Source organism: Psychrobacillus sp. OK032 (assembly GCF_900111345.1).
Classification (GTDB): Bacteria; Bacillota; Bacilli; order Bacillales_A; family Planococcaceae; genus Psychrobacillus.
The window spans coordinates 522,963-545,604 of record NZ_FOGY01000001.1 but is presented as its reverse complement, the minus strand read 5'-3'; the positions used below and the strand labels follow the sequence as shown (position 1 = coordinate 545,604).

Annotated in this window: 19 protein-coding genes; 15 read left to right on the top strand and 4 right to left on the bottom strand. The window is 37.8% G+C overall.

Going from position 1 to position 22,642, the window contains the following annotated elements; translation table 11 throughout:
- Position 1 precedes the first annotated feature (1 nt).
- The 11 genes from BMZ04_RS02580 to BMZ04_RS02530 all read left to right on the top strand — a co-directional run bounded on the left by BMZ04_RS02580 (position 2) and on the right by BMZ04_RS02530 (position 14,921).
- Complete coding sequence (locus BMZ04_RS02580; protein ID WP_093264900.1) at positions 2-1,594, top strand: 7-cyano-7-deazaguanine synthase; 1,593 nt, start codon at positions 2-4, stop codon at positions 1,592-1,594.
- Positions 1,591-2,652 (top strand): non-hydrolyzing UDP-N-acetylglucosamine 2-epimerase, encoded by a 1,062-nt coding sequence (gene wecB / locus BMZ04_RS02575; RefSeq protein WP_093264895.1) that lies wholly within the window; start codon positions 1,591-1,593, stop codon positions 2,650-2,652. Before BMZ04_RS02580 ends, wecB begins: the two co-directional genes overlap by 4 nt.
- Before the next feature lie 107 nt (positions 2,653-2,759).
- Complete coding sequence (locus BMZ04_RS02570) at positions 2,760-4,055, top strand: oligosaccharide repeat unit polymerase (RefSeq protein WP_255367758.1); 1,296 nt, start codon at positions 2,760-2,762, stop codon at positions 4,053-4,055.
- Complete coding sequence (locus BMZ04_RS02565; protein WP_093264890.1) at positions 4,052-5,167, top strand: glycosyltransferase; 1,116 nt, start codon at positions 4,052-4,054, stop codon at positions 5,165-5,167. The genes BMZ04_RS02570 and BMZ04_RS02565 overlap by 4 nt, the downstream gene beginning before the upstream one ends.
- A complete protein-coding gene (locus BMZ04_RS02560; protein ID WP_093264888.1) occupies positions 5,164-6,228 on the top strand; it encodes a glycosyltransferase in 1,065 nt (354 codons plus the stop codon). The genes BMZ04_RS02565 and BMZ04_RS02560 overlap by 4 nt, the downstream gene beginning before the upstream one ends.
- 152 nt (positions 6,229-6,380) lie before the next feature.
- Positions 6,381-7,244 carry a UTP--glucose-1-phosphate uridylyltransferase GalU gene (gene galU / locus BMZ04_RS02555; protein ID WP_093264885.1) on the top strand — a complete coding sequence of 288 codons (864 nt, stop codon included), beginning with the start codon at positions 6,381-6,383 and terminating at the stop codon, positions 7,242-7,244.
- Between the two features lie 13 nt (positions 7,245-7,257).
- Positions 7,258-8,478: a glycosyltransferase family 4 protein gene (locus BMZ04_RS02550; protein ID WP_093264883.1), complete on the top strand. Its 1,221-nt coding sequence runs from the start codon at positions 7,258-7,260 to the stop codon at positions 8,476-8,478.
- Positions 8,479-8,558: 80 nt separating this feature from the next.
- Complete coding sequence (locus BMZ04_RS02545; RefSeq protein ID WP_093264880.1) at positions 8,559-9,599, top strand: LCP family protein; 1,041 nt, start codon at positions 8,559-8,561, stop codon at positions 9,597-9,599.
- Positions 9,600-10,061: 462 nt separating this feature from the next.
- Positions 10,062-12,665, top strand: coding sequence for an SH3 domain-containing protein (locus BMZ04_RS02540; RefSeq protein WP_093264878.1), 2,604 nt, complete (start codon positions 10,062-10,064; stop codon positions 12,663-12,665).
- A gap of 18 nt (positions 12,666-12,683) precedes the next feature.
- The gene (locus BMZ04_RS02535) at positions 12,684-13,388 is read left to right on the top strand and encodes an SH3 domain-containing protein (protein WP_177184287.1); all 705 of its coding nucleotides are present in this window, start codon (positions 12,684-12,686) and stop codon (positions 13,386-13,388) included.
- The gene (locus BMZ04_RS02530; protein ID WP_093264872.1) at positions 13,389-14,921 is read left to right on the top strand and encodes a SpoIID/LytB domain-containing protein; all 1,533 of its coding nucleotides are present in this window, start codon (positions 13,389-13,391) and stop codon (positions 14,919-14,921) included.
- An 823-nt stretch (positions 14,922-15,744) separates the two neighbouring features.
- Here BMZ04_RS02530 and BMZ04_RS02525 read toward each other — a convergent pair.
- Together BMZ04_RS02525 and BMZ04_RS02520 are read right to left on the bottom strand one after the other, a co-directional pair.
- Positions 15,745-16,902 (bottom strand): CAP domain-containing protein, encoded by a 1,158-nt coding sequence (locus tag BMZ04_RS02525; RefSeq protein ID WP_093264869.1) that lies wholly within the window; start codon positions 16,900-16,902, stop codon positions 15,745-15,747.
- Between the two features lie 28 nt (positions 16,903-16,930).
- Entirely contained in the window at positions 16,931-17,566 is a 636-nt protein-coding gene (locus tag BMZ04_RS02520; RefSeq protein ID WP_093264866.1) for a YigZ family protein, read from the bottom strand.
- 137 nt (positions 17,567-17,703) lie between these two features.
- On the opposite strand from BMZ04_RS02520, the gene BMZ04_RS02515 reads away from it, so the two are divergent.
- Entirely contained in the window at positions 17,704-18,849 is a 1,146-nt protein-coding gene (locus tag BMZ04_RS02515) for a sensor histidine kinase (protein WP_093264864.1), read from the top strand.
- A 33-nt stretch (positions 18,850-18,882) separates the two neighbouring features.
- The gene (locus tag BMZ04_RS02510) at positions 18,883-19,560 is read left to right on the top strand and encodes a response regulator (RefSeq protein ID WP_093264861.1); all 678 of its coding nucleotides are present in this window, start codon (positions 18,883-18,885) and stop codon (positions 19,558-19,560) included.
- A 301-nt stretch (positions 19,561-19,861) separates the two neighbouring features.
- Here the strand turns inward: BMZ04_RS02510 and BMZ04_RS02505 are convergent, their stop codons facing one another.
- Positions 19,862-20,794, bottom strand: a complete 933-nt coding sequence (locus tag BMZ04_RS02505; RefSeq protein WP_093264858.1) for a nuclease-related domain-containing protein — start codon at positions 20,792-20,794, stop codon at positions 19,862-19,864.
- 138 nt (positions 20,795-20,932) lie between these two features.
- Here BMZ04_RS02505 and BMZ04_RS02500 point away from each other — a divergent pair, with 138 nt between their 5' ends.
- Both BMZ04_RS02500 and BMZ04_RS02495 read left to right on the top strand, forming a co-directional pair.
- Complete coding sequence (locus tag BMZ04_RS02500; RefSeq protein ID WP_093264856.1) at positions 20,933-21,514, top strand: YybH family protein; 582 nt, start codon at positions 20,933-20,935, stop codon at positions 21,512-21,514.
- A 105-nt stretch (positions 21,515-21,619) separates the two neighbouring features.
- A complete protein-coding gene (locus tag BMZ04_RS02495) occupies positions 21,620-22,465 on the top strand; it encodes a DegV family protein (protein WP_093264853.1) in 846 nt (281 codons plus the stop codon).
- Here the strand turns inward: BMZ04_RS02495 and BMZ04_RS23095 are convergent.
- On the bottom strand, positions 22,462-22,632 hold the full coding sequence (locus tag BMZ04_RS23095; RefSeq protein WP_369802615.1) for a hypothetical protein: 171 nt from the start codon (positions 22,630-22,632) through the stop codon (positions 22,462-22,464). The genes BMZ04_RS02495 and BMZ04_RS23095 overlap by 4 nt on opposite strands.
- Between the last annotated feature and the right edge of the window lie 10 nt (positions 22,633-22,642).

The following is a 22,642-nucleotide window of genomic DNA, read 5'->3' as shown; positions in this document are numbered from 1 at the left end:
CATGGCGAACAAATGTATAACTAACCTTAGGCATAAAGATTTTTATCCTATACGAGGCGCTGGGTATGAAGGTTTTTTTAGAGGTTATTTCTACTATGAAAATCAATATGTCACCCATGAAAATTTTGTGGATATATTTAAAGAGTCATCACTTAATGAAGTAGCAGCTTGGAATGGAGAATTTGCGTTAATCCTTCAAGCTGAAGATGAAGTTATTTTGGTAACAGATAAAAAAAGAACTATTCCTTTATTTTATACGAAAAGCGAAACAAATGATTGGATTGTTCAGGATTATATAGAACCAAAAGCTTCCATGTCTATTCGCAAAGAAGCGGAGGAAGAGCTTCTGTTAGCTGGTTTTGTGACTGGTGATAAAACATTGTTTGACGGATGGTACCAACTTGAGGTCGCAACAATTGTTCGTTTAAAAGAAAATGCTTCAAAGGAATCCTATTATTCGTATGTAGCGGAAAAGGAACAAGATTCTATAGAGACTTTTGCCGAAGAGCTAGCTCATATTCTACATAATATATTCGACGATTTAGTAGTAAGACTAGCCGGACGTAAAATTATCCTCCCATTAAGTGGAGGATATGACTCTCGGATCATCGCTTTACTATTAAAGGATAAAGGTCTTTCAGATTCTATTATTACGTTTACATATGGTAGACCTGGTAATGGAGAAGCAACAGTTAGTAAAGAAATTGCCGACCGATTAGGCCTGAAATGGAAGTACTTTGCTTATGATAAAGCAATGTGGGAAAACTTATATAGATCTAAACTTTGGAAAGACTATGTAGTATATGCTTGTAACGGAACATCTGTAGCGCACTTACAAGACTTCCCAAGTACAAAATTATTAGTAGAAGAAGAAGGATTAGAAGACGCTGTATTCATACCAGGTCATTCTCTCGACTTTTTAGGGGGCAGTCATTTACCTTATGAAGCAATTCTAGATAAAGAATTTACTTCAAGTGAGGTAGTGGACTTCATTATACCCAAGCATTTTCGATTATGGCAACTGGCAAATGGACTAAGCCATACAACTAGCGACATCGGCAAAGCGGTAACAAAAGACGTCTCGGCATACAAAACATTAACGAATGAAAGAGTAACTTCTATCATCGACGAATGGAACTGGAAAGAGAGACAAGCTAAATTCATCATAAATTCAGTTCGAGTGTATGAATATTTCGATCAAGATTGGTCGATGCCTTTATGGGATGATCGGTTAATTTATTTCTTTAGTAAAATACCTGCTGATTTGAAATATAAAAAGTATTTGTACGACTATGCATTGCATAAAATGTATCCCGATTTTTATCCGTCACCACAAAAACCAGGTGCTGAAAATTCATTGAAAAATAAATATGGCGTACTTTACCCCCTTTTACGGAAAGTATATCGTAAGCGAAAATTGTATAGACAATATTTCGAAGAACCTATGGAATGGTATGGAATCTATCCAACTTATAAACAATATAAACAATCCCTTTCTTTTAAAAGGAATGGTACAAAGTATACGCACCCATATAATATAAATGCATTTATAGCAAAAGATATGATTCAAATGATGAAGGAGCTGACGAAATGAAAGTCTTAACAATTTTAGGAGCAAGACCTCAATTTATAAAAGCAGCAGCAGTATCACGCGTAATACGCGAAGAAGTAACAGAGCTTATCGTACACACGGGGCAACATTATGATGCGAATATGTCGGATATCTTTTTTGAAGAGTTGAATATTCCAAAACCAGATTATCATTTAGGTATTGGTTCCGGTAATCACGGAAAACAAACTGGTGAAATGTTGGCTAAAATTGAAGAAATTATTTTAACAGAACAACCGGATTATGTACTAGTTTATGGAGATACTAACTCCACACTTGCTGGTGCACTAGCTGCAGCTAAACTACATGTTCCAATTGTGCATATCGAAGCTGGTCTTAGAAGCTTTAATAAGAAAATGCCAGAAGAAGTAAACCGTATACTAACGGACCATGTGTCTACTTTACTTCTATGCCCAACAGAAACAGCTATTCAAAACTTAACAAACGAGCATATTACAGAAGGCGTTTATAATGTTGGAGACGTTATGTATGACGCAGTTTTATACAATAAAACATTAGCGGAGTCCACTTCTACTATTTTAGATCGTGAAAATTTAAAGGCAAAAGAGTATTTATTAATTACGATTCACCGTGCTGAAAACACAGATGATGTAGAACGTATGAAATCGATTTTAGATGCATTTAGTCAAATCCCAGAAACAAAAGTATGGCCTATACATCCACGTACGAAGAAAAAATTAGAGGATTACGGCTTCCAACTAGATCAAATTCCTAATTTGCAAGTAATCGAACCAGTCGGATATTTAGATATGCTTTCACTAGAAACGAGTGCAAAGAAAATCGTAACCGATTCTGGTGGCGTTCAAAAAGAAGCATATTTTGCAGAAGTTCCTTGTGTTACTGTTCGTGACCAAACGGAATGGGTGGAAACATTGATCGAGGATGCAAATATTTTAACAGGTACTGATACAGAAAAAATCGTAGAAGCTGTACAAAAACAAGTTTCCCCTTCTTATACACCTGTATTCGGAGATGGAAAAACAGCTGAGAAAGTTTTAGCTTTACTAAAAAGTAGTAAATAAAGTAGGTGTGAGCATTGTTAATTTTTAGCATATGGCTCTTTACTGTGGTGGCTTCCACATACCTTTTTAAAAAGGTCTCTGGAAGCCTTTCTCTTGTAAAGCCAAATATGATTTCCATTGTATATTATTATTCTTTCCTTATCTCCAGTTATATTGGCGGATTATTAATAGCTTTAGGAATAGATGATTACTATATGATCAAAAGAATGGACCATGAGGAATATCGAATCATTGGATTTGTTTTATTGACGATATTGATGATTTTGTTCCCACTTACGCAGTTAGTTGTAGGAAGAATTTTAGGTTTTAATGCAACATTAGAATTTGATCGTTACCTACATGAACCCGTTCGTACAAGTGTAGATAAGAACAGACTTATATTTAGACTTGCATTTGGAGGACTTGCTGCTATTTCTGTTATGGCAGTTGCTTATACGCTTTTGAAAACGAATACGGTACCAATATTCGAGCTGTTAAAAGGAAATACAGAAGACCTTGCGCAGATGAGAATTGGTGCTGCAAGAGGATTTAGCGGAATTTCTGTTTATATTAGAAATATATTTGGAATTGCTCTAACTCCTGTATTATCAATCATTGCGTTTGTATATGCTACGCAATCAAAAGGATTGTATTGGAAATTAGTATTTTTCATGTTGTTTGTTTCTTCTGTGTTAATCTCGATTTATGATTTAGCTAAGTCTCCTATTTTCTTTTACATCATCATGCTGTTATTGGCAGCTGTATATACGGGACGTTTAAAGTTGAACTGGAGAAGAATAAGTGGATATATAATAGCTGGTAGTGTGTTATTAGTAATCATGTATGTTTCCATTCAAGGTGTGACAGAAGTAGGAAGCTTCTTATCGTATAATTCCGGACCAATCGGCCGAATTATTTTAGCACAAATTTCCCCATTCTTTTTGCATTTGGATACTTTTTCGCATTCCATAGCTATGTTAGAAGCAAAAGGTTTACCTTCTTTTATCGCTAATATCTTTGATATAGAACAAGTTCGTTCAGCACGAATGGTAATGGAAAATGTCTTCCCAGAAAATATAGACAAAGGAACTGGTGGAGTACTTAATACTATTTTCTTAGGAGAAGCATTTGCCTCTTTTGGCTATTTGGGTGTCATTATAGCAATCATTTACATTGCCATAGTTATCCAATTACTTTATATTGTATTTTTACGTTTACCGAAAACACCAGTTGTCCTTGCATTATTCATTTATTTCACGATTAATATTCCAAGAACGCTTGTTGGAGGAGTTTCTGACTTCTTCTTTAATCCGATTTGGATTATACTAACCGTTGTTTTAGGTGGATTGTTCATATTGGAAGGTTATTTTCATATCATTTGGCGATTTGTCATGAATAAAGGAAAGAAAAGAGTGAAGGCATGAAAAATATCATTATTTATTATCCTTTTACGGTTGCAGCGAATCCGAAAAGTGGTTCTGCGATCCGTCCAGTAGAGATGATCAAAGCATTTGAAGTATATGCGAAAAAAAATGACCTAGAGCTCATCGTTATTTCTGGCACGAGTACGGAACGTCGTCAGCGGTGGAACAAGTTAGTAGAAGAGAAAAAATACGAGCAGACATTATTTTGTTACTCAGAAAACCAAACGATTCCATTATGGCTGACTGATCCTGGACATATACCGAAAGACTGGAAAATTGATAAAGCCGTTTTTCAAACGTTAAAGAAACATCATGTGCCAATTGGCGTCTTTTATCGTGATGTCTATTGGAAGTTTGATGAGTTGTATTCGTTAAAAGGCTTGAAAAAATTCATCATGCAAACTATTTATAAAAAGGAAGAAAAATTTTACGGCAAATATATGCATACCGTCTTTTTACCGAGCGACGCAATGGGTAAGTATGTGAACATTCAGACTGCTAAAATGGCGTTACCACCCGGTGGACGATTTACGGAAATAAAGACGAATAGTAATGCAATCCAAAAGCCGTTTAAAGGTATATACGTTGGTGGTATTAATAATGATGACTACGGGCTACCTACTTTAGTAGAATCGTTTGATTTATTGAATAAAGACAGCGTAAAAGGTGAGCTAGTTATCGTTTGTAGAGAAGATGAATATACAGGGCTAAGCGATTCAGATAAAGAAAAACTAACGAAACCATATATCGATTTGAAACATGTAAGTGGTGCGGAGCTTCAACAAGTCTATACAGAAGTAGATTTTGCGTTTATTCCGCGAAAAAGATCGATTTATAACGATTTTGCTGTTCCTATAAAGTTAGTAGAATACTTAACAGCAGGACTACCAATTATAGCGACTAATTGTTCTGCACAAGAAGACTTTATAAAGTCAGGTCCTTATGGAGTAATCACAGAAGACGATGCAGCAAGTCTTGTCCAAGGGATGCAGGACATTCAACCCCAATTTGAAGTTTACAAAAGAAATATTCAACAATCTTTTTTACAGCAGCATGCATGGAACGAACGTGCTGAACAAGCTGCGCAAGCGCTCATAGGAGGTCAACAATGAAAATTGCATTATTAGCCCCAAGCAGGTCGATCCATACGCAAAAATGGGCATTGTTTTATCAAGCACAAGGCATTGAAGTAAAGGTATATACTTTCAAGGATCATTATTCGGAGGACAACGCTAGACTCGTACCGACGGAGATCCTACCTAAATTACTTCCAAGCAAAGCTTCCTATTTAGCAGCGGCACCGACGCTTAAAAAACTGCTAAAGGAATGGAATCCAGATATATTACATGCACATTATGTATCCAGTTATGGGTTATTAGGTGCTATGGTTAATTATAAAAAGTATTTCGTATCCGTATGGGGTAAAGACATTTTTGTCGTTCCTAAAAAAAGCAAGCTCAATCAAAAACTGATTGAATATACATTAGAAAAAGCAACGGCTATTTTTTCAACAAGTCATGTAATGGCGAAAGAAACGAATCTTTATACAAAGAAAAAAGTAGAAGTAACGCCATTTGGAGTAGATATTGAGCAATTTTACCCTGCGCCAGATGGGCAAGAAGCAGATGAAAAGATTATTATCGGAACCGTAAAAGCATTAGAAGACAAATATGGAATTGCAGACTTGGTCAAAGGGTTTGCTTTATTTCATAAAGAATTTCCGAACTCGGAACTTCTAATAACTGGTGATGGTCCACAAAGAGCCGAGTATGAACAACTAGCAAAAGATTTACGAATAGCAGATGTTACGACATTTACTGGAAAAGTTCCAAATACAGAAGTACCAGCTATTATTCGTAAAATGTCGATTTTTGCTGTACCATCTACAGAAGACAGTGAAAGCTTTGGCGTTGCCGCTGTAGAAGGAATGGCTTGTGGTGTTCCTGTTGTCGTATCGAACGTCGGCGGCTTACCAGAAGTAGTCGTTCAAGATGTCACTGGCATCGTTGTCGATAAAAATAGTCCGGACCAGTTAGCAACTGCATTTAAAAAGCTGGCAAGAAATAGTGATTTAAGAGCTGTCATGGGAAGAGCTGGAGTAGCTCACGTGAAAGAGCATTATAGCTGGGTAGATAATGCACATTATATGCTTTCATTGTATGAAAAATACTAATTCAGACTGTTGACAAACGCTTTCATTCTTCGTTACTTGCACTTCGTTGTAAGCTCATGAACTTAAGTTCTATTCGCTTCCGCTTCAGTGCTTGAGTGCCTCGACTGAAAAGCGTTTTCAAGACAGTCTGATAATTCGAAAGGTGATGGAATATGATAAAAAAAGCGGTCATTCCTGCAGCAGGATTTGGAACTCGTTTCTTACCTGCAACGAAAGCTTTACCAAAAGAAATGCTACCAATCGTAGATAAACCAAATTTACAATATATTATTGAAGAAGCAATCGCTTCAGGCATTGAAGATATTATTATCGTAACAGGACGCAACAAAAAGTCGATGGAAGACCATTTTGATAAATCGATTGAATTAGAGCTTCTGTTGAAAAAAACAGGGAAACTAGAATTACTAGAGACAGTTGAAAATATTTCTAACTTAGTGGACATTCATTATATGCGTCAAAAAGAGCCACTAGGACTAGGACATGCTATTTTATGCACGAAAAAATTTATCGGTAACGAACCATTTGCTGTTCTACTGCCAGATGACATTATCGATGCAGAAGTGCCTGCTTTAAAACAAATGATTGATAAGTACGAAGAAGTCGAGAGCAGTATTTTAGGTGTCAATGAAGTTCCAGACGAAGACGTTCATAAATACGGTATCGTCGAATATAGTGAATCAGATAATAACTTGTTTACGGTGAAGCGTTTAGTAGAAAAACCTTCTATTGAAAATGCTCCATCAAACCAAGCGATTGTAGGACGTTACATATTATCACCAGCTATTTTTGAGGAATTAGAAAAAGTACAACCAGATGCAAAAGGTGAGATTCAGTTAACGGATGCAATTGATTCATTATTAGCAAAAGAATCTATTTACTCGTACATATTCGAAGGAAAACGATATGACGTAGGAGACAAATTTGGATTTTTACAAGCAACTTTTGACTTCGCACTGAAACGGGATAATTTAAGAGAACCGTTACTTGCGTACTTGAAGAATAAATTGAAAGATTAAAACGGTGAATGCTATGCGTATCGTATATTTATGTCAACATTTCCCACCTGAAACAGGTGCCCCACAAATCCGTGTGTATGAGGTTAGTAAAGAACTACTTGCCCAAGGGCATGATATTCAAGTAGTTACTGCCTTTCCTCATCATCCACATGGGATTATTCCGGATGAGTATAAAGGGAAAAAATATGAATTTGAAAAATGGGACGGGATTCCTGTCCATCGTACATGGATCTACCCTTCGAAAAAGGGAACTTTTTATAAACGATTAGTCTCTTATTTTTCCTTCACATTTAGTTCCTTTTACGGGCTAATGAAAACAGGAAAAGTAGACGTCATCATTGTAAACTCACCACCAATCTTTTTAGGGTTAACTGGTCTACTTAGTGCCAAACTAAAAGGAGCGAAGTTTGTTTTTAATGTGGCAGATGTTTGGCCGGAGTCTGCAGTAAAATTAGGACTCGTAAAAAATAAATTTTTTATTAAGCTTGCAGAAATATTAGAGTCCTTTTTATACAAACATTCTTGGAAAATTGCTACTGCTACAGACGGCATTAAATCTTATATTATTAATCATTCGCAGCCGGAGGAAAAAGTGTTTGTTTTACCAAATGGCGTAAACACGAACTTTTTCCAACCAACAGAAAAAAATGCGGAGTATGTAGAGAAGTTAGGATTACAGGACAAATTTGTCTTTGCCTATGGTGGTAATCTTGGCTACGCACAAGGATTAGAGTTTATTTTATATGCAGCAAAAAAAATGCAAGAAACAGTTCCACATGCACATTTCTTAATAGCGGGAGCAGGGCCTGAAGAAGAGAAACTTCATCAGTTAGCGAAAGAATTAGGACTTCAAAATATTAATTTTTTAGGACATCTACCGTTAAAAGAAATGCCGAAGCTATTTTCGGTGACAGATGTAAGCATCGTGCCGTTACGCGATATTGCTTTATTTGAAGGAGCGCGTCCATCGAAAATTTTCCCAGCAGCATCTTCTGGTGTCCCAGTTCTTTACTGTGGAAAAGGAGAAAGCGCCGAAATCGTGACGAAGAACAACATTGGACTGGTTGCGAAGCCGGAAAATGTCGATTCCATTGCAGAAACAATGTTCCAATTTGTCGAAATGGATGAAGAAAATAGGAAAGAAATGAAAGAAAGTGGAAGACATTTAGCGATAAATGAGTATAGCTGGGTGTCAATCGTAAAAGATCTTTTGCAAAACCTTACGAAGAAGTAATGGTCTTTACCATATACATAGAGCTTAAATTTATGTATAATTGGTGAGATTATATTTTAACAGTAAAGTAGGGAAGTATTATGACTACTTCACGTCAAACAAAACGTAAAACTAAGACGAGAAGAAAACTATTATATACAATACTTATCATTTCGATGGTGCTTTTGTCTGGCGTGATCGTATTTGCGACCAATCTATCTTTTCAGACAAAAAATGCAATGAATAAAATATACGAACCATTGGATAGAGAAAAGAATGCAACAGAAGAAGCAGAAAATAAGATCGAAAACGCGAAAGCAGAAGACTCTGCATTTACCATATTATTAGCAGGTATTGAAAATGAAGAAAAAGCAAAATATGGTCGAGCAGATGTTTTAATCTTAGCAACGATTAATCCTAAAACAGAAAAAATCTCCATGGTCAGTATTCCACGAGATTCCAGAGTTTATGTACCAGACTTAGGATACCAGACTAAAATTAATCACTCCTACGCTTTCGGAGGGATTAACTACACAATTAATACATTGGAAGAAATATTAGATGTTCCAATCGATTATTACGTTTCAACAGACTTTCAAGGATTTGAAGATATCGTAGATACAGTAGGCGGTGTCGATGTAGAAGTTCCATTTACGTTCAGCGCACAGCTAACAGGTAGCTTAAAATGGAAGAAGTATACAGAAGGTCCAATGTACTTAAATGGGAACGAAGCACTTGCTTACGTTCGAATGCGTAAAAAAGATCCACAAGGCGATGCCGGACGCAATATCCGACAAAAGCAAGTAATACAAGAGATTATTAACAAAGCCACAAGTGTAAGTAATATTGGCAACATTGATGATATGATCAAAGACGTTGGTAATAACGTAAAAACGAATATTCCTTCTTCAGAGTATTTTGGATTGATCAAGACGTATCAAAACATAAAAACATCGCCAATCGAGCAACTTAAATTAGAAGGCGAAGATACCACAATACGAGGAACATCTTATTTTATAATAGATGAAGAGTCTCTAGAAGAAGTAAAAAGACAATTGCAACTAAATTTAGATGATTTTGGTCAAAATGCGCAAAGCGAAATAAAATCTAAAACTGTGCATGATTTAACTATAGGAGAATAAAACGAACAGCCCGAAACGGGCTGTTCGTTTTTTTTTGTATGGAAAAAAAGCCTAGCACTTGATAAGCTTATTTTAAAGAGAAAAGGTATCTTGCGATTTAAAGCGTATATCTAGCGATTTTCAAGGGTGAACTTGCGATTTGTAGAATATATCTTGCGATTCTCAGAGAAGACCTTGCGATTTGCGAAATCTATTTTGCGGTTTGCTCATATATTACGTAAAAGCCAGTAGATATTGGTAACTTAATAGAAAGTTATTTGTTAATATTTACAAGTGCTATTGGAGATATATTACAGTAATTTTGAATCTATTATCCTCGGGAATCTAGTGTTCAGTTATCACGACAGAATTCTATTTTATATATTACAATTCTATGACATTGGATTTAATTACATTAGTTGGATTGTTTTATAGGGATATGTGCATTAAAATGGAGAAAACACAGGTTTCAAGGAGGAACAAATGAAAAAAGTAATCGCATCATCTGTCTTAGCAACTTCTGTTCTTTTGCCACTTAATCTTCTTACGAGTGATTCACCAACTGCATATGCCGCTTCGAATTCATCTCTAATTTTAGACGAAATTCAACAAATAGCAGGTACAACACAAAAAATAGGGAAATATGCTGCAAACATGCGAAGTGGCGCAACTACTTCCTATAAAAAAGTTGTTACAATCCCAGCGGGTACTTCATTGGAAGTACTAGATGCATTTACAAATGCTCAAAAAGAAGTATGGTTTAACGTTGAATATAATGGTGAAAAAGGCTGGGTAACATCGGAACTATTTGAAATAAACGTTATAGCTAGCGAAGGTGGAGTGGTTATTAGTGACCCTGTAAAACCAACCGCTAAAACTGCTGTGAAAGCAGCGTCCACATCTTCTGGCATTTCTTACGCGGGAACGACACAAAAAATAGGAAACAACGCGGCGAATATGCGAAGCGGTGCAACAACTTCCTATAAAATAGTAGCTACAATCCCAGCGGGCACTTCATTGAAAGTACTAAGTGCATTTACAAATGCCCAAAAAGAAGTATGGTTTAACGTTGAATATAACGGTAAAAAAGGCTGGGTAACATCGGATTTATTTGTATTAAACGCTACGGCTGGTGAAACAGCAACTTCGATGAAAGTTGTCAATCAATCAACCGTTCATAAAGGAGCAACTAAAAATTACACGGTCGTTTCCACGGTAAAACCTGGGACAACTTTAGTAATCCATCAAGAGTTTACAAATGCACTTAAAGAAAAATGGTTGCAGGTCACTTATGCAAGTGGCAAAAAAGGCTGGATCCTTGCTTCTGCATTCGAAGATTCATCGATTGCAAACAAGGTAGTGAGTCAAACATCAACCGTTCACTCTGGTGCAACGAAAAGTTATAAAACGGTTGCGACAATTCAAGTTGGAACAAAATTATCGATTCATCAAGAGTTTACAAATGCTGCCAAAGAAAAATGGTACCAAGTGAGTTATGCAGTAGGGAAAAAAGGGTGGGTTCCAGCAGGTGCATTTGAAACTGTTTCTACTGTACCCGAAACCCCAACACCTGAAACACCATCTACTGATGCAGATGTAGTTAAAGAGGATAATAGCTTGAAAGTTTCTGTATCTGTAGCAAATATGCGTTCAGGCCCAGGGACTAATTTCGATGTAGTGACACAAAGCAGACTAAATGATTTATTTGATTCAAATGAATATGCAACGGATGATAAATCGGAAAAATGGTATAAAGTGAACACGACAAGTGGGGATGCTTGGTTGCATCAATCAGTAGTGTCCATCGTAGATTCTGTTGAAGAAACACCGATTGTTACACCTGGTGCAGGGGAAAAAGGGACGATTAAACGAGCTAATGCTTTACTGTACGCAAATAGCAATTATAATTCCGCAGTTCTGCAAGGTCTTGCTAAAAACACAAGCTTTACCGTATTAAACAAATTAGTCGCTACAGATGGGACTACTTGGATACAAATTAATGCAGGTGGTAAAGAGGGCTGGGTTCCAGACTTTGAAGTAAATGAAAATATCCCGACTAAATATGGGACAAAAACAGCTACTGTATACAATGGAGCAAGTGCTACTGCGAAAAAAGTGGATACGATTTATGTAAGCACACCAGTACGAGTACTTCGTTCATTGAATGGCTGGTTAAATATTGAAACACAAAGTGAAAAACGTGGTTGGATTCAAGCTTCTATGCTTTCGGATATTTCACCAATCCAATTATCGAATGGTAGAACAGAAGTAAGAAATGGTCAAAACTATTTAGTATGGTCCAAGCCATCTAAATTCGATATTACTTATTCCACACCATCTGCAAACGTTTTACGCATATTTGGTAATTTATCAGATATTAACGAGATAAAATCATCTGTTAAAGGCGTTAAGAGTATGAAAGTGGAAAAAGTATCTGGTGGAACTTCTGTTTTACTGATCACGTTTGACCCTAACTACACATATACAATTCGAGATTACGATAAAGAATTGACTATTAAAGTTGTTCAAAAAGGCTTAGCAGGTAAGAAAATTATCTTGGATGCTGGACACGGTGCAAAAGATCCTGGAGCGGTAGGACCAAAAGGAACGAGAGAAAAAGACGTTGTACTTGCAACTGCAAAAGCTTTAAAAGCTGAACTAGAGGCTGCCGGAGCAGAAGTGGTCTTAACGAGAAGCACGGATGTATTCTTAGAGCTAAAACAACGCACAGACATTTCCAATAAATCGGACTACGATGCATTCATCAGTATTCATGCAGATGCATTTAATGCCTCTTCTAAAGGAACGACAACGTATTATAATGCGACGGTTAACTTTAATGGTCCAAGAAGCTTGACGCTAGCGAAAAGCATTCAATCGGATTTAGTAAAAGCAATAGGCACGTATAATCGTGGAGTAAAAGAACAAGTATTTTACGTAAATCGTATGAACGAACTTCCTTCTGTTCTTGTAGAGCTTGCATTTATATCGAACCCAACAGAAGAAGCGCAACTAGCTTCAGCCGCTTTCCAGAAAAAAGCTGCAGCGGGAATTAGAAAAGGCTTAGAAAACTATTTCAAACAATAAGAGGGAGAAATGTATACGATGAAAAAGAAATTTTTAGCAACGGCTGGTGCAGTACTAGGTTTAAGTTTACTACTTACAATTACGGTGCCTAGCGCTACAAAAGCAAATTCAAACCTTTTACTTGCTTCCGTTGAATGGGTACAAGCGCAACTAAATCCAATAAACACAAAAGTAGCAGCATTAGAAAAACAAGTCGCAGAACAAGATGCAGTTATTAAGCAATTACAAAAAGCTGTTGCAGAAGGTGGAACGGTTGTAACGCCGCCGCCAACTACTTCACCAGATCCTTCTACTGGTCTACCGACAACGGTATATACAACTAGCAGTAGTGTAAAAGTGCATAGTGGCGCAACTCGTGACTATAAAGTATTAGCAACTTACGGAGCAAATAAAGGACTAAAAGTAATCGACCAACATAAAGCGTCTAATGGCATTTGGTACCGCGTAGAAGTATCTGCTACTGTAAAAGGCTGGGTATTCTCTGGTGATGTAACAACAACAAAACCGAGCAATGTCGTACCTTCTGAAGTGGTAGCTAAACAAGCAGTGAACGTAAGAAAAGGTGCTACAACGAACTACAAATCACTTGAATTAGTGGCGAAGGGAACTTCTTTAAAATATTTGGATTCCTTCAAAAATGCTAATGGTGAAATATGGTACAATGTGCAAACCGCTAAAGGAACTAAAGGTTGGGTGCTAAGTACACTAACTGAGGTGAAATAATTGTTTAAGCAAATAATGACTGGTCTATCAGTAGTGGCACTTAGTTTAGCAGTTTCAAATACTGCATTTGCATACAAGCAAGAAAGCTATTCCAAGCAAGTCCGAGTGGAAGTTCACAACGCTTCCACCACTTCGCTTAACTTAACAGGTATTTATAAACTAGAAAACTTAACGACGAATGAAATGTTCTTCGCATTACCAAATACACCGGTTACGTTTTCGCAAGTAAACGGCGAAGTATCGGTTTATCAATCAGGTGCATCTATGTTCTCGGCGAATGGTTTCGCACTACATGCGTTAACAGGCAATGAAAAAATGGTTGTCTTTACATCGGATGTCGATGGAAAAAAAGGCGCGACTGCTGACTATGAAACAGAAAAATCCTATAAAGCTTTCCAAGGTGCGAACTTCGTAAGTGAATTTACGAATGCAAACGGCGAGGTGTGGTACTCGATTACAGACGAACAAGGCGTATCCTCTTGGGTGCCAGGAAAGTCTGCAAAAGTAGCGGAAGTTTCATCCCAACCACTTGGAAAAATACCAACTGGCACACAATTTCGAGGAAGCTTTAGCGTTGTAAAATCTGGTTCTAGCGTACAAATCGTTAACCGCTTAGATTTGGAAAACTACCTAAAAGGTGTTATTCCAAACGAAGCGTATGCTTCTTGGCATCAAGAAGCACTTAAAGCTCAAACGATTGCAGCAAGAAGCTATACATTAAGTAAAGCTGGCATTTTAAGTAGTACAACAAAAGACCAAATGTACAAAGGCTATACATCCGAACAAAAAAGCACGAATTCGGCTGTTGATGCAACAAAAGATTTAGTTATCAAATCAAACGGCAAACTAGTACAAGCATATTACTATGCCGCAAGCGGTGGTAAAACAGCAAATATCGGGGAAGTTTGGAACAGTACGCAAGTACCACAATTCGTATCTGTAGATGATTCCATTGAAAAATCACCATACGATAACTGGTCGGTTACAATCTCAAAAGCAAATATTCTGAAGAAATTCGGATTCAGTGCAACCGATGCTTTGTTAGATGTGAAGTTAACAAAAGGCGGCTCTAATGGGGAAGTTACAGCTGTAACAGCTGTAACGTCTGCCGGAGAAAAAACGATTACGGGTAATGAAACTGTTATGAGAAACGTATTTTTAGATGCGAATAATGCATCCCTAAAATCTAGCTGGTATGATGTTAGTTTCACGAAACCATCTGGCATGACAGAACTTTCCGTACAGCAATCAAATGGAACAACGGATATCTCTTCCTTAGCAGGTGCATCTATTCAAACTGCTACCGGTGTAGAAACTATTCCAAGTGGAGATGTCAACATTCAAACAAATGAAGGAATCGTATCTTCAACCGGAACAACCGGCGGTGTAGAGTCTGTTACAGTAAAAGGTAAAGGATATGGTCACCGCATCGGAATGAGCCAATGGGGAGCAAAAGCCCGCGCTGACGCAGGCTGGACATACGACCGCATTCTAAAACATTACTACCAAGGTACGACGATAGAGAAGTACTAATAAATATATTGCGAATAAGATAAAAGTAGAGTAAGAGAATCTCCATGACTCTTTTACTCTACTTTTTTTAATGGTATGTAAGACTGGTGTGCATGAACCCAGTATTCCTGGTATTTAAAGAGTAGATTCTAATAAATAATTCCACTGATTTGCGCTCCAGGCGGACGCTTTCCGCGGGGTGAGCGATGAGCCTTCACCGCCGCTTCGCGTACGTTGTGAAGTCTCATCTGTCTCACTTGATCCCGCAGGAGTCGCCGCCTTCCGCTTCAATCAATTAAATGTGTTCAAATAATCATCAAAGAAAGACAACTAAAAGAGAAGGAAGTAAATGCTTTTTAAGGGCATCAAGTCATTGGTACTTTGAAAGAAAATAAGAAAATGAATTTGATTGTACACCAGGTAAGGTAGAGGGAAGGATTGTTAGCTAGTAAGAATCTTTAAGAAGAGCAGTTCTGCTAATTATCTTCTACTTGTAAAAGAGTATATGTCCAAAAAATAGATAGCATATATTGTATAGAGAAGCACTAGAGCACCCGAAATTGCATATTCGGGTGCTTCCTTTATGAGTTGGAAAGCATTTTTTCACTCATTATCCAAAAAGGTCTTAACCTTATTAGTACTGTTGAAGGAGGGCGACGGACAGACAAATGCAATAAGATTACCAAGAAGAGAGAGGCTGGTTCGTGACGTCAGTCACGAACCAGCCTCTCTTAAAAGTCAATCGGTAATGATATAGCGATAAGGCTGTCCAAAGACCTCCGAAAACGATACAAAACAGGTTTTGTACTTTAGAAGATGTTTCACTTTTCTAATACTAATCTAGTTAAGGCTTAATAAAGTTCTCTGTATAATACGGAATCGATCCATACGTCCACTTAGCAAAGAAAACACCAACGCCAACATGTGTATACGCAGTACTTACAATATTCTTACGGTGTCCGAGCGAATTCATCAAAGCCTCATGAGCAAAATAAGCATTTGTATACCCAGTCGCTATATTTTCCCCTGCATTTCGAAAAGGTACACCACCAATTGCAAGCCGATCAAACGGCGACTGCCCCTGTAAATTATCATGACTGAAATACTCATTCGTCCCCATATCCACACTATGTTTTCTAGCAACTGTCGCCACTTTAGTAGCATTTTGTAAAACAGGAACTCCTTGAACCTTTCTTTCAGCATTAATCAATTCGAATAACAAAGTTTCATAACTTGCTTCTAGGGAAGTTGACTTCTTTGGATATAAATTCGGATTTTTGTTCATTAATTGATAATCTACTAAGAGAATGGCAGAAATCTTATTGTCGTTATGTACATCGATAAAGAAGTTAGCTTCATATTTCGGTAATTGATAAGTGATGATTTCGACTGGATAAGTATTGCCTGTCGTTTCATAATTCGTACCTAGTCTATTTTCTAGTTGGCTAACTGTATTCGAGATTGCCACACCATTCACCTGGTACTGCTTATCTTTTGTATAAAGAGAAGCAATTTTATTGTTTAATAAACTGATGGCATAAAAGTTTTGATAATTTTGGTGATAAATAGAAGTGGAAGTTCCAAATTCATTGTTCACCTTTTTTGGCACTGTCCCAAGCTTTGATGTAACAGATATGACGGAATCCCCAATCGTCAACGATGTAGAGGCATTCTTTGCACAGGTCAATTTGTTTTTGGAAGGTGTTTGATACAAAATCGATGCATCATCCTTAATAACTAGGCCACCACCAAGATGGTAATAAGTAGACTTATTTGCATAGACTCGAAAATTTTCACCCGGTTGAACCGTTCGAGATAACTCGAAAGTGCCTTGTACATTTTTGTAAATAGTCGTCGGCTTTTGAATGAGCACTCGGCCGATTTGCCCCGATTTTAGTTCCACACCGTCCCAGAGCACAGGAGTTGGACAAGTTGCCGATGAAATCATAGGAGCTACACTTAAACTAAAAAGTAACAGGATTAATATGGATAACTTTTTCATTTCATCACCTCTTATGTAAAAGTATAATTCAATTCACATCAAATTCCAAAAATTCTTTTTCGACAACCTCGATTTTTGCTTGCCCATTCGTCATTTCAATTATCCAGTTTGTAAATGTGATTTCCTCATTCGCAATCGTGTAAACGAAAAATTCGACGGAATCTGCATAATTTATTTCTTTTAACGGGTAGGCAGAATTTCTTACTTCATTTTCCACCTTTCCTAGCCATGTGTAATCGACCTGAACTTTCATCAAATGATGCAACTTTCGCTCTACTACTTTTGCTGCGTCAATCCCTTCTGTCGTCGCTTTTCCATACGCTCGAATAAGACCTCCACCACCAAGTTTGATGCCTCCAAAATAACGTGTGACAACAACTACTGTATCTTTTAACCCTTGTTTTTTTAGCACTTCTAACATAGGTACACCTGCAGTACCACTAGGCTCACCGTCATCGTTCGCTTTTTGGACATTATCATGCTCCCCAATTATGTATGCTGAACAGTTATGAGTAGCATCTCTATGCTGTTGTTTGATATTATTAATGAAATCCTGTGCTTCTTGCTCGGTTTCGACACGGTCGACAAATGTGAGGAAGCGTGACTTTTGAATGACAATCTCGCTCACCCCAAAACCTTTGACTGTCTGGTAATCATTTCTCATAAAAAATTCCTCCCTGTATCATTTGAAATATACTTGTAAAGTAATTTTAATTTATTTTTAGTTATTAAGTGCTATAATAGGTTTTGTAGCATTTATGAATGGAGACTCATTTGCATGCTTAAAGGAGAAAAAAACAGATGACGAAAAAGAATTTGAATACTCAATCGTTAGATGTTATTTTCGATCGAATGGTTGAAGTAATGGATCATTCGAAAAGAGATATATTCATTATAAGCGAACAAAGTCGACAAAGCTTCGAAGAAATGAAAGTTGAGTTAGAAATAATTCGAAGCAACATCGAAGTGGTCATTTTAGAAGGCGATACGCTTGAGACGAACTCAAGGTTAGCGCGTAACCGATTAGCCGAAGTCTCAAAAAACTTCGACTCTTACGATGAGCCACAAGTACGTAGTGCATACGAAACTGCAAACGAAATTCAAATAAAACTCCTCATTAAACGTAATGAGGAAAAGCAGTTGAGGCTACGAAGAGATGAATTAGAACGCAGATTACAAGGACTTTTAGAAATGATTGAGCGAGCCGATCAACTAGTCAACCAAGTAAATATAGTGATGAATTATTTAACTTCTGACTTGAAAAATGTAGGAGAAGCACTAGAAAACGCAAAGATTAAACAAGATTTCACATTAAAAATCATCGAAGCCCAAGAGGAAGAACGTAAAAGACTTTCTCGTGAAATACATGATGGTCCTGCACAAATGCTTGCAAATGTACTACTTAGAACAGATTTGATAAATCTTACATACGAGCAGCGTGGTGGAGACGAAGCAATGAAAGAAATTATCGATCTAAAATCGATGGTTCGAAATGCACTTTCTGAAGTTCGTCGAATCATTTATGATCTTCGCCCAATGGCACTCGATGATTTAGGACTAATTCCGACACTTCGAAAATACATATCAACGATTGAGGAATACAATCCAACGAAAAAAATTAATTTCCAAGCATTTGGAGTAGAAGAACGAATGCAACCCAATTTCGAGGTAGCCATTTTCCGGTTAGTACAAGAATGTTTAACGAACAGTATTAAACACGGAAAATTTAAGGAAGCATGGGTAAAAATAGAATGGTTGCAACAAAAGATGAACATTATCGTCAAAGATAATGGGGTCGGCTTTGATCCACAAGTTGCAAAAGAAAAATCATTTGGTTTAATCGGTATGCAAGAACGAGTGGACTTGCTGGAAGGAACCATGAAAATCATTTCTTCCCCAGGCAAAGGCACCACTATTTTGTTCAGCATTCCAATAAAAGACGAATAATAACTATTGGGTTTTTATTAGGAGGAAATATACATGACAACAAAAATTATAATAATAGATGATCACCAACTATTCCGTGAAGGAGTAAAACGCATCCTAGATTTCGAAGACACATTCGAAGTAGTGGCAGAAGGCGACGACGGCAATGACGTAACTCGTTTATATGAACAATACGTCCCGGACGTAGTACTTATGGATATTAATATGCCAACAAAAAATGGTGTAGAAGCAACAGCTGAACTATTAGAAAAATTTCCAGATGCAAAAGTAATCATCCTATCCATTCACGATGACGAATCATACGTATCCCACGCTCTAAAAACAGGCGCACTTGGATACATGCTAAAAGAAATGGATGCAAACGCAATCGTCTCTGCTATTAAAGTAGTAGCAAAAGGCGGATCATACCTACATCCAAAAGTAACACGCAACCTAGTAGCAGAATTCCGTCGCCTAAGCGAACGTGAAAACAAAGGTAACTTCCATCAAACAGAAATTCGCCGTCCATTCCACTTACTAACAAAGCGCGAATGCGAAGTGCTACAATTACTAACAGATGGCCAAAGTAACCGCACAATCGGAGAAACACTATTCATCTCCGAAAAAACAGTAAAAAACCACGTATCCAGCATCTTACAAAAAATGAACGTTAATGACCGTACTCAAGCTGTAGTAACCGGCATTAAAAATGGCTGGGTTGAAGTTAGATAATAATTGTGAATCCTCTTGCTCACGAGCAAGAGGATTTTTTATTTTGGGTGGAGAGATGGATCTTGCGATTAAAAGAGGCTATCTTGCGGTTTGTAGCCTCTATTTTGCGATTCCGGCATTGTATCTTGCGATTCGAAGGTGGTACCTTGCGATTCGCAAAAAATGTCACCGGATCTTGCGGTTTAGAGAGGCTATCTAGCGATTTGCAGCCATTATTTTGCGATTCTGGCAGTGTATTTTGCGATTCGGAGATGCTACCTTGCAATTCACTACTCAACCAACAAAAAAGGATCGAAGAAAGTCATCGATCCTTTTTCTGTGTATAAAATGTCTTAGGTCCAGCTCTATGAATCTGTAAATCCATACTATTCAGCATGCGGGAAGCTGCATAAACGGAATCTACTTGACAAAAAACACGAAAATCTTTATTTCTTATTTCTTTATTCACTAACCAGAAGTACTCTTGCACAGCATCTTTATGTGCATCACGAGACCTATGATTGCATTTAGTACATGTCCATGTTTTCCCTGTTCGTTTCATGCCTAGAGTGCCACAATTTGGGCATTCCACTCCTCGAATCAATTCATTGGGAGAAATATGATAACTTTCACAAAGGGGGCGATGGATAAAGGTAGATTGCTTTTTCCATATCATTTGCTCAACGGAGTCTAGCTGTTCATTGCTCAATCGAAAAGAAGATGGAAGTTCATACATGTGTAAGATTCTCTCAATAATACTTTCTAATTTGAAAATGGGATAATGGGTAGGTTTCTGACGGATCCTACAGGACTTGGCTGTAAATACTACGGCACCTGTAACGTTCATTTCGGGGAAATTTAATAAGAAGAACTCTTTCATAAATCGGATATGTTTCAATAGTTGAAAATAAGGGTTTCGATAAGCTATTTCTCTGCCATTCTTATCTACTTTATAAAATTCATCAGAGTCCTCATTAAAATACAAATCGTCGCTAATATTTTTAGACTCTAACACAATGCAACAGCGGTCAGTTACTACTAAACAATCTATCTGCACTTTCCACTCACCAGATTGCAAACCAACATCTGAGAAAATTCGAAATGGTCCCGGTAAACGTAATTCGTTTAATTTCTGTAATAGTCGATTTTCTCCGCGAACACCAGACTCAATTTGGTGAATGTCTCTCCGGATATCTTCTTCTTTTATATGTGGTGTGCGTAATCTTTTTAATAAAGCATATTGTTTTTTTACCATTCGTCAAGTCCACCTCCATTCCCAAAAAATCATACAACAAAAACACCGAATATTCCACCTAATCTAACATGAAACTAAATAATTGAGTTTTCGTCATAAGTATGACAAAATATCCACTAGCAGGAGGGAAATACACATATGAAAATCAAACAAACACTAGCTATCGCAACTATCGCACTATTTCTAGCAGCATGTGGTAGTAATGAAGATACAAATCAGAATACTGGGTCCGTAAACGATATCGCCCCAACAAACACTCAAAAAACGACTGACCACGGAGCAAACGACAAATCTACCGAAGTCGGTTTCGAAATGGCTGGCGGTAACATCGAAGAAGCAACAAACGTACCAGCTAAGGAAAAAGAAGCAATACTGAAAGCCTTTGACGAATACATGGAAGCGTTCAACGAAGAAGACATCGATCGCTACATGAACACTATTTCCAAAAATCCAGAAGGCTTCAACTATGACGATGAAAAAGTAGTAGTTGAGCAAACATTCAACGACTACGACACAATCCGAACAGCAGACAACACAACCATCATCAAATACGATAAAACACAAGCACAAGTTTTCGCCAACATCCATATCGCACTAGAACAACCAGATTCCGGTGCCAAACTCGATCGTACTGGTCGCCAAGTAACCGTATTCGTGAAAGAAGACGGCAAATGGCTTGTCACAAGCGTCTACTTTATCGGAGACTCAGCAGCTGAATAAACAACACCCCGGGCATATATGACAAATATCATGTTCGGGGCATTTTTGTGCTTCCATTTCCTACCCCAATTCAGTAAAATTAACAATAGGAGTGTGATTCACAAAATGAAGACAGCAATCGTAACCGATAGCACCGCATATATCCCAAAAGAAATTCGCGAAAAATTCGACATTCACATGGTGCCACTTAGTGTTGTCATCGGAAACGACACTTACAAAGAAGAAATTGACATTAACGCAACCGAATTTTACGACAAAGTTCGAAATGATCGCACGCTACCGAAAACGTCGCAACCCGCTCTCGGAGATTTTGTCAGCACTTTCGAAGAACTATCCACAAATTACGACGCAGTCATTTCCATCCACCTATCGAGCGGCATTAGCGGAACTCTCGCAGGTGCCCAACAAGCAGGCCAAATAGTGGACAACCTTAACGTATATACATTCGACTCAGAAATTTCCTGCATGGTACAAGGTTTCTACGTGCTCAAAGCTGCACAGATGGCAAAAGAGGGTGCGCATCCAGATGAAATCATGCAAGAACTAAACAACATGAAACAAACAACGCGCGCATACTTCATGGTGGACAACCTTGACCATCTACACCGTGGCGGTCGTCTAAACGGCATCGAACGAATCATTGGTAACGTACTGCAAGTGAAACCAATCCTTCACTTCGAAAGCAAAGTCATCGTGCCTTTCGAAAAAGTGCGCACACGTAAAAAAGCGATGAAACGTATTGCAGATCTACTTCAAGAAGACGCAACCAAACACGCAAAACTGCAAGCGACTATCATACACGCAAACAATGAACAAGAAGCAATCGCATGGAAAACTGAGTTAGAAGCAAATCTAGCAAACGTAGAGTTTACAATCAGCTATTTCGGTCCCGTAATCGGCACGCATTTAGGCGAAGGCTCGATGGGTCTTGGATGGGCAAAAACCAACTAAGGAGAATGCCCATGAAAGAACAATTGCAACAATTTCTCACTGGCCGCATCTGGCTTCGCGAGCACACCCCATTCCCGTGCGAAGCCATCGACGCCCACATCGAAAGCGGTCATATCCACCTCAAACCCGGCATCCAAACAGACGAAGACCAAGCCTTTTTTGGTCAATTAAAGAAGT